Origin of the sequence: Mesorhizobium sp. M7D.F.Ca.US.004.03.1.1 (genome assembly GCF_003998635.1) — a bacterium.
Lineage (GTDB): Bacteria > Pseudomonadota > Alphaproteobacteria > Rhizobiales > Rhizobiaceae > Mesorhizobium > Mesorhizobium loti.
Genome location: NZ_RZQG01000100.1, coordinates 1 through 11,329 on the forward strand (window position 1 = coordinate 1; position 11,329 = coordinate 11,329).

The 11,329-nt window shown below is 64.4% G+C and carries 12 protein-coding genes; 8 read left to right on the top strand and 4 right to left on the bottom strand.

Annotated elements, in window-relative coordinates:
- Window positions 1-228, top strand: a 228-nt coding sequence (locus EN935_RS08900) for a S1 RNA-binding domain-containing protein (protein ID WP_127373274.1), incomplete at its 5' end; no start/stop codon positions are given.
- Between the two features lie 99 nt (window positions 229-327).
- Here EN935_RS08900 and EN935_RS08905 read toward each other — a convergent pair.
- The 3 genes from EN935_RS08905 to EN935_RS08915 form a co-directional block, all read right to left on the bottom strand.
- Window positions 328-1,035, bottom strand: a complete 708-nt coding sequence (locus EN935_RS08905; RefSeq protein WP_127265479.1) for an SDR family NAD(P)-dependent oxidoreductase — start codon at window positions 1,033-1,035, stop codon at window positions 328-330.
- Window positions 1,036-1,223: 188 nt separating this feature from the next.
- Window positions 1,224-2,813 (bottom strand): 5-guanidino-2-oxopentanoate decarboxylase, encoded by a 1,590-nt coding sequence (locus EN935_RS08910; RefSeq protein WP_127265478.1) that lies wholly within the window; start codon window positions 2,811-2,813, stop codon window positions 1,224-1,226.
- Window positions 2,810-3,658, bottom strand: coding sequence for an arginine deiminase family protein (locus EN935_RS08915; protein WP_127373275.1), 849 nt, complete (start codon window positions 3,656-3,658; stop codon window positions 2,810-2,812). Before EN935_RS08915 ends, EN935_RS08910 begins: the two co-directional genes overlap by 4 nt.
- Before the next feature lie 220 nt (window positions 3,659-3,878).
- Here EN935_RS08915 and EN935_RS08920 point away from each other — a divergent pair, with 220 nt between their 5' ends.
- From EN935_RS08920 to EN935_RS08950, 7 genes are all read left to right on the top strand, one after another.
- Complete coding sequence (locus EN935_RS08920) at window positions 3,879-4,691, top strand: ABC transporter ATP-binding protein (RefSeq protein ID WP_109665774.1); 813 nt, start codon at window positions 3,879-3,881, stop codon at window positions 4,689-4,691.
- A 54-nt stretch (window positions 4,692-4,745) separates the two neighbouring features.
- Window positions 4,746-5,546, top strand: a complete 801-nt coding sequence (locus EN935_RS08925) for a transporter substrate-binding domain-containing protein (protein ID WP_109665771.1) — start codon at window positions 4,746-4,748, stop codon at window positions 5,544-5,546.
- A gap of 157 nt (window positions 5,547-5,703) precedes the next feature.
- Window positions 5,704-6,417, top strand: a complete 714-nt coding sequence (locus EN935_RS08930; protein WP_206438806.1) for an ABC transporter permease — start codon at window positions 5,704-5,706, stop codon at window positions 6,415-6,417.
- The gene (locus EN935_RS08935; protein ID WP_109665767.1) at window positions 6,417-7,226 is read left to right on the top strand and encodes an ABC transporter permease; all 810 of its coding nucleotides are present in this window, start codon (window positions 6,417-6,419) and stop codon (window positions 7,224-7,226) included. The genes EN935_RS08930 and EN935_RS08935 overlap by 1 nt, the downstream gene beginning before the upstream one ends.
- Window positions 7,227-7,371: 145 nt before the next feature.
- On the top strand, window positions 7,372-8,373 hold the full coding sequence (locus EN935_RS08940) for an Ldh family oxidoreductase (RefSeq protein ID WP_164757866.1): 1,002 nt from the start codon (window positions 7,372-7,374) through the stop codon (window positions 8,371-8,373).
- Between the two features lie 335 nt (window positions 8,374-8,708).
- Window positions 8,709-9,161 carry a DoxX family protein gene (locus EN935_RS08945; protein ID WP_127265458.1) on the top strand — a complete coding sequence of 151 codons (453 nt, stop codon included), beginning with the start codon at window positions 8,709-8,711 and terminating at the stop codon, window positions 9,159-9,161.
- A gap of 118 nt (window positions 9,162-9,279) precedes the next feature.
- Window positions 9,280-10,257, top strand: a complete 978-nt coding sequence (locus EN935_RS08950; protein ID WP_109665755.1) for a complex I NDUFA9 subunit family protein — start codon at window positions 9,280-9,282, stop codon at window positions 10,255-10,257.
- 149 nt (window positions 10,258-10,406) lie between these two features.
- On the opposite strand, the gene EN935_RS08955 is transcribed toward EN935_RS08950, so the two are convergent.
- Window positions 10,407-11,329, bottom strand: a 923-nt coding sequence (locus EN935_RS08955) for a cytochrome P450 (RefSeq protein ID WP_164771053.1), incomplete at its 5' end; no start/stop codon positions are given.

The window sequence follows — 11,329 nt, forward strand, 5'->3', positions numbered from 1 at the left end:
GATCTGAGCCGTGACCGCGACGAGCAGCGCCCCGAGCGCTTCACCGTCGGCCAGAAGGTTGACGCCCGCGTCATCGCCTTCGACAAGAAGACCCGCAAGCTGCAGGTCTCGATCAAGGCGCTGGAAATCGCCGAAGAGAAGGAAGCGGTCGCTCAGTACGGCTCGACCGACTCCGGCGCTTCGCTGGGCGACATCCTGGGCGCCGCGCTGAAGAAGCAGGGCAGCTAAGCCCTTCGCACCGCGAAGCCCTTCGCATAGGCTCGAAAACAAAACCCCGCCGGAGCGATCCGGCGGGGTTTTTCTTTGACCGACGTAAAAGTTGGAAGGTTACGCCCTGCCGTAAAGCGGCACCAGCGTGCCGCTCATCGCCTGGTTGGCCGGCGAGGCAAGGTAGGCGATGGCCTCGGCGGCAGCTTCGAGGCTGACCCATCTGGTGGCATCGGCATCCGGCATATCGGCGCGGTTTGCCGGGGTGTCGAGCGTCGACGGCGCCACGGCATTGACCAGGATGCCCTTGTGCTTCAGCTCCTCGGCCATCGCCACCGTCATCGCCGCCACCGCGGCCTTGCTGGCGGCATAGGCGACCATGCCGGCGCCGCGCCGCGGATCGAGCCCGGCGCGCGCCGTAACGTTGACGATGCGGCCCGCGATGTCCGACGACAGCATCGAGCGGATCGCGGCGCGGCAGCACAGGAAGGCGGTGCGCGCATTGGTGTCCATCATCTCGGCAAAGGAGGCCGACTCGATCTTTTCCACCGGTGCGGCGGTGAAGCCGCCGGCCAGGTGGATCGAGCCCCAGAGGCCTGGAACCTGACTGTAGAACGCCTCGACCTTGGCGGGGTCCGAGAGATCGACATTGTGCACCAGCTGGACACGATCATGCGTAGTGAAGGGGAAATGCGTAGGGGCGGCGGCATGGGCATTGGGCACATGGCAGATTGCGCCGTCACTCAGCAGTTTGCCGACAACCGCACCGCCGAGCGCACCGGTTCCGCCGGTCACGACGATATGCTTGCCTTCAAGTGTTTCCGTCATCTTGGACGCTCCTGTCATTTTTTTATCGTTAGGTCGTTTCTATGCCACGCCGACGCGAAGCGTCGCGCCTTTCGCGCCATCACTCAATTGAAATCTCGACATGGCAGTTGTCGCGTCTTTGCATGCGTCCGCCCACCGGTCGGCCATAGGTCATGCCAGCCGGGACGGGAAGCACGCGCCACCGATGTTCAGTCAACCGCGATTTCGATGACGCGCGGCAGTCCGGTGGCCCGCGCGCGTTTCAGCGCGCCCGCCAGAGCGTCGATATCGGCAAGCCGCTCGGCGCCGATGCCATAGGCCTCGGCCAGCTTGCAGAAATCCGGCGGCGCCGGCGACACGCCGACGGGCTCGACGCCGACATCGAGCATCGAGGTTTCGATCTCGCGGTAGCCGCGATTGTTCCAGACGACGAAGATGACCGGCGCTGCGGCATCGAGCGCGGCGCCCAGTTCCGGCAGCGTGAACTGGAAGCCGCCGTCGCCGGTCAGGCAGACAACCGGCGCATCGGGCACCGCAAGGGCAGCGCCGATCGCCGCCGGCGGGCCATAGCCGAGTGCGCCGAAGCCGGTGGCGGCATTGAACCAGCCGCCTGGCCGGTCATGGTCATAATAGAGGTTGGCGGCATAGATCGGCTGCGTCGAATCGCCGACAATGAGCGCGCCCGGCAAGGCGTCGCGGATCATCTCGACCGCGCGCACCTGCGCCTGCAGGGTCGGATTGAGCTCCGCAAAGGCTGCTTTTCGTGTAGCAGCGGCGCGCGACGAACCGCCCTCGCTTGTCGGGACATGGCCAGTTTCCAGAAGCAGCGCTTCGAGCGCCTCGGCGCAATCGGCCTGGATCGAAACCGTCGCCGGGCGGCGGGCAAGCTGGTCGGCGCCGATATCGATGCGGATCAGATTGGCGGGCAGGACGAAGCCGCCATCGCTGTAGCCGTCATAATCGGTCGGGCCGAATTCGGTGCCGGCGCCAATCACCAGGTCGGCGTCGGCCATCAGCGCCCGCACCGCCTTCAGGCTGGGACTGGCCGGCACGCAAAGCGGATGCCCATGCAGCAGGCCACGCGCATTGGCGGTCTGGACGACCGGTGCTCCCAGCCGTTCGGCCAGACGCCGCAATGGCGCCTCGGCGCGTTTGGCGCCGCCGCCGACCAGGATCAGCGGGCGGCGCGCAGCAGTGATGAGTTTGGCAGCGCTGGCAATTGCAGCACCTTCCGACGCGGGTGGCGTCACATTGCTCAGCATGGCAGCGATGCCATCCGCCGGCTTGACCATGACGTCGGTCGGGATTTCGATATGCACCGGGCCGGGCCGGGCCGATGAAAACAGGGCGAAGGCCTGCGCCAGGGCACCGGACAATTCGCTGGCCTCGGTGACGCGCTGCGAAGACAGCGCCACCTTCTCCATCATGCCGCGCTGGTCGGGCAGTTCATGCAGAAAACCCAGCCCCTTGCCCAGCGTCGGCATGGCGTTGACGCCTGAGATCACCAGCATCGGCACCGAATCGGCGCGTGCCTGTCCCATGGCGGTGATGGTGTTGGTCAGCCCCGGCCCGGTGATGACGAAGGCGACACCCGGCCTGCCGCTGGCGCGCGCATAGCCGTCGGCCATGAAGCCGGCGCCCTGTTCATGACGCGGCGTGACATGGCGGATCTTGGAGCGCGCCAGCCCGCGGTAGAGTTCGACCGTATGCACGCCGGGAATGCCGAAGACCGTGTCGACGCCATGGGCTTCGAGCAGCGAAATGAGCGCCTCGCCGACGGTGGTCCCAGTGGTGGTCATTGGCGCAGCACCGGGCGCGTCAGGCAGGTCGGGCCGCCTTCGCAGGCGATGCAGAGCGCATCCGCCTCGAAGGTGGAAACCACGCAGCCAGCCGCCTGCATGGCGGCCGCTGTCCTGGGAAACCCGGCAACGGCGATGACCTGGCGCGGCGCGGTCGGCAGCACGTTGAGGCTGAGTCCGTTGGAGGCGAAGAACTCGTCGGCATCGCCCTCGACCAGCTTGATACCCTTCGCCCGCAGCAACTGGTAGAAGGCGGCCGGCAGCAAGGGCGCGTAGACCAGCGCCAGATCGTCGGCGAGCGGACTGATCACCGACATCAGATGCAGGCAGGCTTCCTCTCCGTGCCAGAGCGGCAGGTCGAAGCCAAAAACCGAAATGCCCTTGGGCGAAAGCAGGTTCGAAAGCTGCTGGATGCCGTCCTGGTTGGTGCGCACGCCGCGGCCGACGGCCAGCGTGTTGGCATCGACCCAGACGCAGTCACCGCCTTCGACCTGGCCAGGGCTTTCGAGGCGGCCAAGGATGGGGATGCCCATGCGTTTGTAAGCTGCTTCGTGCAGACCAGGCTCGGCACGGCGCAGCGCCTTACCCATCGAGAGAATAATCGCGCCATGATCGGTCATCAGCGACGGATCATGGGTGAAGACGGAATCGGCCAGCCCGTCATCGGCATCCGTCAGCCATTCGATCTCGGCGCCGGAAGCCGCGACCATGCCGGTCAACTGCTCATGCTGGGCTGCGGCCTTTTGCGAATCAAAACCCGGGCCGTAGTGCCATTCCTGCGCTTTGGCATGACGCATGGCGCTGGCGGCGGACCGCATCAGCACGCGTTTCAGGGGTCCGGCCATGGACTGCGACCCGTATGATTTGCCCACTAAATTCTCCCGAAACGTCCGTTGCCGCCACTAACCACTACAGCAAGCTGTGATCAATAGTCCAAAAACCATGGTTGACGGAGGCAAGCGGAACGGTCCATCCTGAGAATGGGAACTCTGTCCAGTGACGGGTAATGGGTAAAAGATACCAGCAGCGACGGGCTCGACCGCTCCGCGGAGCGTCGAAGGGATGATGGTGCAAAGCGCCGCACCCGTATTGAAACACACGGCGCAGGACGGCGCCGCCGAAGCCATCCATGTCGAGAACCTGCACAAGAAGTTCGGCGAGCTGCATGTGTTGAAGGGCGTCTCGCTGTCGGCGCGCGACGGCGAGGTGATCGCCATCATTGGCGGCTCAGGCTCGGGCAAATCGACGCTGCTGCGCTGCATCAACTGCCTGGAAAACCCGACCAGCGGCATCATTCGCGTCAATGGCGAGGAGATCAAGCTGAAGGCCGACAGCCACGGCCACACCATTCCGGCCGACCGCAAGCAGATCGAGCGCATCCGCTCCAAGCTCGGCATGGTGTTCCAGAACTTCAATTTGTGGAGCCACATGACGCTGATCGAAAACGTCATCGAGGTTCCCGTGCATGTGCTTGGCATCAAGCGCGATGTAGCGATCAGTGAGGCCGAAAAGCTGCTCGCTCGCGTCGGCCTGGCCGAAAAGCGCGACGTCTATCCGGCCTATCTGTCGGGCGGCCAGCAGCAGCGCGCCGCGATCGCCCGGGCACTGGCCATCAATCCGCGCGTCATGCTGTTCGACGAGCCGACCTCGGCGCTCGATCCCGAACTGGTCGGCGAGGTGTTGAAGGTGATCGGCGACCTGGCGCGCGAAGGCCGCACCATGGTGCTGGTGACGCACGAGATGAAGTTCGCCCGCGAGGTCGCGACGCATGTCGTCTATCTCTACAATGGATTGGTCGAGGAAGAAGGCCCGCCCGAGCAGATCTTCGGCGCGCCCAAATCCGAAAGGCTGAAGCAGTTCATCCGCAACATCGGCTAGGACAGGCCGGGACGGAAGAAAACCGGGAACCAACAACAAACTGGGAGTCGTGACATGAAGACTTTTCTGAAGACATTCGCCGCAGCGCTGCTGCTCGGCGTCGCCGCCATGGGCGTGGCCAAGGCCGATCCGGTCAAGATCGGCGTCGCCGCCGAGCCCTATCCGCCCTTCACCTCGCCGGACGCTTCCGGCAAATGGGTCGGCTGGGAGATCGAGTTCATCGACGCGGTGTGCGCCGAAGAGAAGCTCGACTGCGTCATCACGCCGGTTGCCTGGGACGGCATCATCCCGGCGCTGACGACCAAGAAGATCGACCTCATCGTCTCCTCGATGTCGATCACCGCCGAACGCGAGAAGACGATCGACTTCTCGGACAAGTACTATAACACCCCGACGGCGATCATTGGCCCGAAGGACCAGAAATTCGGCTCCGCTCCGGACGATCTCAAGGGCAAGGTGGTCGGCGTGCAGGTTTCGACGGTGCATGCCGTCTACGCCAAGAAGCACTTTGGCAGCACAGCTTCCGAGATCAAGGAATACCAGACCCAGGACGAAGCCAACAACGATCTTGCCGCCGGCCGCCTCGATGCGGTTCAGGCCGATTCCATCGCGCTTGGCGAGTTCTTGAAGTCCGACCAGGGCAAGGCCTGCTGCGACCTGAAAGGGATGGTCGCTCCGGACGACGAAGTGCTCGGACCGGGCGTCGGCGCCGGTGTGCGCAAGGAGGACACCGAGCTGAAGGGCAAAATCAACGCCGGCATCAAGGCGATCCGCGCCAACGGCAAATATGACGAGATCTCGAAGAAGTACTTCGATTTCGATATTTACGGCGGCGGCGGCGCGCAGTCGAACTGACGACCCTCACATGAGCTGAGGGGCATGGCGTCAGCGCCATGCCCCTCCTGCCGATCTTTCCCAGGCATGTTTGCCGCCGACGCAGCCGTCGGCGGTTAGAGCCAGCACCTCGGGGGCGACGCTGATCGACGCACTTCTTTCGGCCTCGGCGGCCGGCATCATCGAACTTCTCTCGCCCAATCCGCCGGGCTGGGGCGGGACCCTTTTGGTTGGACTGCTCCACTCGATCGAGATCGCGCTGGGCGCCACCTGCCTCGGTCTTTTGATCGGCACAGGCGGCGCCTATGGCAAGCTCTATGGCGGCCCGGTGGTGCGCGACCTGCTGGCGGTCTACACCACCATCGTGCGCGCCGTGCCCGAACTGGTGCTGATCCTGCTGCTCTATTATGCCGGGACCGACCTGATCAATCAGGCGCTGACGGCAATGGGGTATCAACGTGTCGACATCAGCGGCCTTGCCGCCGGCATCGCCGTGCTCGGCTTTGTCCAGGGCGCCTATTCGACCGAGGTGATCCGCGGCGCGATCCTGGCCATTCCGCAAGGCCAGATCGAAGCGGCCCGCGCCTATGGCATGTCTCCCGGCCTGCTCTTGCGGCGCATCACCTTGCCGGCAATGCTGCCCTTCGCCATACCGGGTCTCGCCAATCTCTGGCTGATCGCGACCAAGGACACCGCGCTGCTGGCGGTCGTCGGTTTCTACGAGCTGGCGCTGGCAACGCGGCAGGCCGCCGGTGTCACCAAAGCCTATTTCACCTTCTTTTTCGCAGCGGGCGTGCTCTATCTGCTGCTGTCGCTGTTTTCCAATCTCATCATCGGCCGGGTCGAGGCCTGGTCGCGGCGCGGCATGCCTTCGCTCAAGGAGGCGCGCTGATGGCCAACGAGGCGGCCATCATCAACGCCGTCGCGCGCACGTCGCTGTGGCTGCAGCCGCACCGCATCGTGCTGATCCTGATCGCACTCGGCCTGGTTCTGTCGGCGGCCTTTTTCATGCGCTGGGACTGGCTGCCGCAATATTATGAAATGGGCTTGATCGGCATCTGGCGCTCGTTGTGGATCCTGGCCGTCACATGCGTGCTGGGCTTCCTGCTCGCCGTGCCGCTGGGACTGGCGCAGGCCACAGGCTCCTTCTGGTTCGCCGCGCCTGCCAAGGTGTTCTGCACGGTGATCCGGGGCACGCCGCTGCTGATCCAGCTGTGGCTGCTCTATTACGGCCTGGGTTCGCTGTTCCCGCAATATCCATGGATCCGCGAATCCTGGATGTGGCCGTATCTCAGGCAAGCCTGGCCCTATGGCGTGCTGGCGTTGACCCTGTCTTTCGCCGGCTATGAGGGCGAGGTGATGCGCGGCGCCTTTGCCGGCGTGCCCAAGGGGCAACTCGAAGCGGCGCGCGCGTTCGGCATGAGCCGCTGGAAGACGTTCCGGCGCATCTGGCTGCCGCAAGCCATCTACCGGGCGCTGCCGACACTGACCGGCGAGACCGTGCTGCAATTGAAGTCGACGCCGCTGGTGGCGACGATCAGCGTCATCGACATCTTCGCCGTTTCGTCCAAGGTGCGGCAGGATACCTACCTCACCTATGAGCCCCTGCTGCTGCTGGCGCTGATCTACATGACGATCACCGGTATTCTGGTCTTCGCCTTCAGCAGGATAGAGGCCAGGATCCCGAACAAGATCGGTTAGTGGCGCACGAGTCAGACGGCGGCGGCGGGCGCGTTCGCCGCTTTTCTTGCAGTTGCGGACGATTTTCAACACAAAAGCCCCCTCATGTGCTGCTACTCACAAACCCAACCCCATAACCGCAATCCGCGATCCCAGGACGGCCATGATGCAACTCAGTCTCGACCAGGCAAAAGGACTGTGCCGGATGGCGGCACTTGGCGCCGGCGCCAATGAGGAAGCGGCACAATCGCTCACTGCTTCGATCATCGCCGCCGAGGCCGAAGGGCTTTCCTCCGTCGGACTGTCGCATTTCATCGACTACCTCGAGGCACTGGAAGCCGGACGCATCGACGGCAATGCCGACCCGGTGATCACCCGGCCGGCGCTCGCGGTCTATTTCTCCGATGCACGCGGCGGGCTGGCGCATACCGGCTTCGACCGCACCATCGACGACCTCGCCAAGGCGGCAAAACTGTTCGGCGTCGCCATCTTCTCGCAGAAGAACGCCTATACATGCGGGGCGCTCGGCTATTTCACCGGAAGGCTGGCAGCCCAAGGACTGGTTTCATTCGCAGCCACCAACGGCCCGGCCGTGCTTGCCGGCTCCGGCTCGGTCAAGCCGGTCTACTGCACCAACCCGATGTCGTTTGCCGCACCCGCCGCCGACGGCGCGCCGCTGGTCATCGACCAGTCGTCGAGCGCCACCGCTTTCGTCAACATCCGCAAGGCGGCCGAGGACGGCAAGACAATCCCAGAAGGCTGGGCGCTGGACGCCAGCGGCAACCCGACCACCGACCCAGCCGCCGCCATGAAGGGCGCCATGCTTGCCTTCGGCGGCCAGCGCGGCGCCAACATCGCGCTGATGGTCGAGGTGCTGGCGGCGGGCCTGTCGGGCGCCAACTGGTCGCTCGACGCGCCATGGTTCAGCGGCGGGCCGGACAGCCCCGGCACCGGGCTGTTCGTGCTCGCGGTCGAGCCCAAGCTGCTCGATCCCGATTTCGAGCAGCGGATGAAGGACCAGCTCGACCGGCTGCGGCGGCGCTTCGGCGTGCACGTGCCCGGCCGTGCCCGGGCCGAGGCCGCCGAGAAGGCGCAAGCGCGCGGCATCACCGCGTCCAAGGCGGTGGTGCAGCGCATTTCCGAATTCGCTTCCCGCTATTCTTCCTGACGAGAATTTTTCCGCGCCTCGGTGAACCTTCCCGCGCGTCACGACGACCAATAGCTGTCCGGGTCGGGTTTGCCCGGTCGGTGTCTTCTGTCGGATGCGTCCAGGGCTGGGGCGGGCGTACTTGCTTCACGCCACTGATACCGTCTCAGGTCAGGCCGCCTCGTTGGACCCTGATTTCGACATGAACTTCACCCGGAAAACCCCGCTTCGGCGGGGTTTTCTGCGTTTCGTCATCGCACAAATAAACATGATTGCAATAGTTAACTTTTGTTAACTTGACTTGATGGGGGACCATCGGGCGTTTGCAAGGGATCATCACAACAACAGGAGCCACGATGTCCGCAACCACCGACGCTTCCCGCGGCAAGCTGATCATTCCGGTGCTTGGCCGCCTGTATTCGTCGCTGCATGACGCTGGCGAAACCGTCCTTCGCGTCGTCGCCGGGGCGTTTCTCACCATTCATGGTTCGCAGAAGATCACCAATCCTTTCGGCGCCGCCGAAATGGTCGAGGGCCTCGGCTTTTATCCGGGCGCCTTGTGGTCGTTGGTCCTGGCCTGCAACGAATTCTTCGGCGGCATCTTCATCGCCATCGGGCTTTTGACACGGCCGGCCGCCTTTGCCGGGCTGTTCGTGCTGCTGGTCACGGTCTGGTTCCACTGGGTCACCATGGGCCAGGGTTTTTCGGGCGCGGAAAAGTCGCTGCTGTGGGCGGCAATCCTGCTCTTCTTCGTCATTCGCGGCGGCAACCGCCATTCGGTCGACGCTCGCATCGGCAAGGCGTTCTGACAGGGCGTTCTGACAAGGCCAAAACAAGGGCGGCAGCGACCACGCGTCGCCCTTTGCCTTTGGCGCGAAACGGATTATGAAACGGCTTCAGCCAAGCTTGCGAGCGCCGGAGCCAGCCATGACCGAAATCCTGCAGACCCCAAAGCTCGTCGTCGTCTTTGGCGGATCAGGCTTTGTCGGACGCCATGTGGTGCGCGCGCTGGCCAAGCGCGGCTATCGCATCCGCGTCGCCTGCCGGCGGCCCGATCTCGCCGGGCATCTGCAGCCGCTTGGCAATGTCGGCCAGATCCAGCCGGTGCAGGCCAATGTGCGCATGCGCTGGTCTGTCGACCGTGCTGTGCAGGGCGCAGATCACGTCGTCAATCTCGTCGCCATCCTGCATGAAAGCGGCCGGCAGAAATTCCCCGCCGTCCACGAGTTCGGTGCCCGTGCGGTGGCCGAAGCGGCTCGTGCCGTCGGCGCCGGCCTCACCCATGTCTCGGCGCTGGGCGCGGATGCGAACTCCGAATCGGACTACGCGCGCACCAAGGCGCTTGGCGAAAAGGCCGTGCTGGAGACGATCAAGGACGCCGTCATCTTCCGGCCGTCGATCAATTTCGGGCCCGAGGACGGCTTCTTCAACCGCTTCGCCAACATGGCACGCTATTCGCCGGTGCTGCCGCTGATCGGCGGCGGCCAGACCAAGTTCCAGCCGGTCTATGTCGGCGACGTCGCCGAAGCGGTGGCGCGCTCGGTCGACGGCAAGGTCGATGGCGGCCAGATCTATGAACTCGGCGGGCCGAAGGTGCTCACCTTCAAGGAGTGCATGGAAGAGATGCTTGAGGTGATCGAGCGCAAGCGCCTGCTGGTGCCGGTGCCGTGGTGGGTGGCCAACATCCAGGCATCGATCCTCGGCCTCTTGCCCAATCCGCTGCTGACCAAGGACCAGGTGATGCAGCTGCGCGAGCACAACATCGTTTCGGACGCAGCCGCCAAGGCCAACAGGACGCTTGCCGGGCTCGGCATCCAGCCGCAATCGATCGCGACGATCCTGCCCAGCTACCTCTGGCGCTACCGCGCCGCTGGCCAGTTCCAGCAGCGCAAGCCTGCGGCTTAATTCATTACCACAGCTTGAAGGTGTGTTGAGATTCAGGTCAGGCCGAGCCGAGACCGGTGGATTCCGAGAACCGGAACGGAGCGTACTTTTGGTACGTGAGTACCGGAAGCGCAGGAAGCCATCGTTCGCAGGCCGGCATCACCTGAATATCAGCGCACCTGGCGGGGCGTGACCTGCATCGGTAGACCGCCTTGCGGCTGTGTCGTCAGTTTCTGCACCGGCCAGGGTTTCGTTTCGGCGGTGGTGTCGAAGCGGAAGCGCGACAGCATGATCGCCAGCGCGATGATCGCCTCCTGCATGGCGAAGCTGGCGCCGATGCAGACGCGCGGGCCCGCGCCAAACGGCAGATATTGGAAGCGGTCGATCTTTTCGCGATTTCCCGGGTGGAAGCGCTCCGGCAGGAAGGCATCCGGCCGGTCCCAAAGCTTCCTGTGGCGATGGACGACCCACGGCATCACCAGAACCGCGGCGTGCTTCGGGATATAAAGATCCTTCCACATTTCCGGCTCGATCGGCTCGCGGTTGATGGACGGTGCCGGCGGATAAAGCCTGAGCGCTTCGTCGAAGGCGGCGCGGGTGAACGGCATGGCATCGAGCCACTTCGTCGGATCGGGCTCGCGCGCCAGCACCTGGTCGATCTCCTGCTCGACCCGGTTGCGCTCCCATGGTGATTCCGCCAGGCAATACAGTGTCCAGCCGAGCGAGCGCGCGGTCGTCTCATGGCCGGCGCCGATGAAGGTGATGATGTTGTCCTCGACCTCGGCCCGCGTCAGTCCCTCCGGCCCCTCGGCCTTGAGCAGCAGCGTCAAGAAATCCTGCGGCACGGCATCGGGGTCGCGCTTGAATTTCGCTTCGCGCATCTTGACCGTGTCGGTGACGATCTTGCGGAAATAGGCCATGGTCTTGCGGCCACGGATGCGGGTGAGACGCGGCAGCCAGTCGGGCGCGCGCAACAGGTCGAGCGGGTCGACACGGCCCATGGTCTCGAACAGGCGGTCGATCTCGTTGGCGAAACTGCCGGGCTCACCAGCGATCTCGCCGGAAAACAGCGTCTCGGCCAGGATGTCATAGG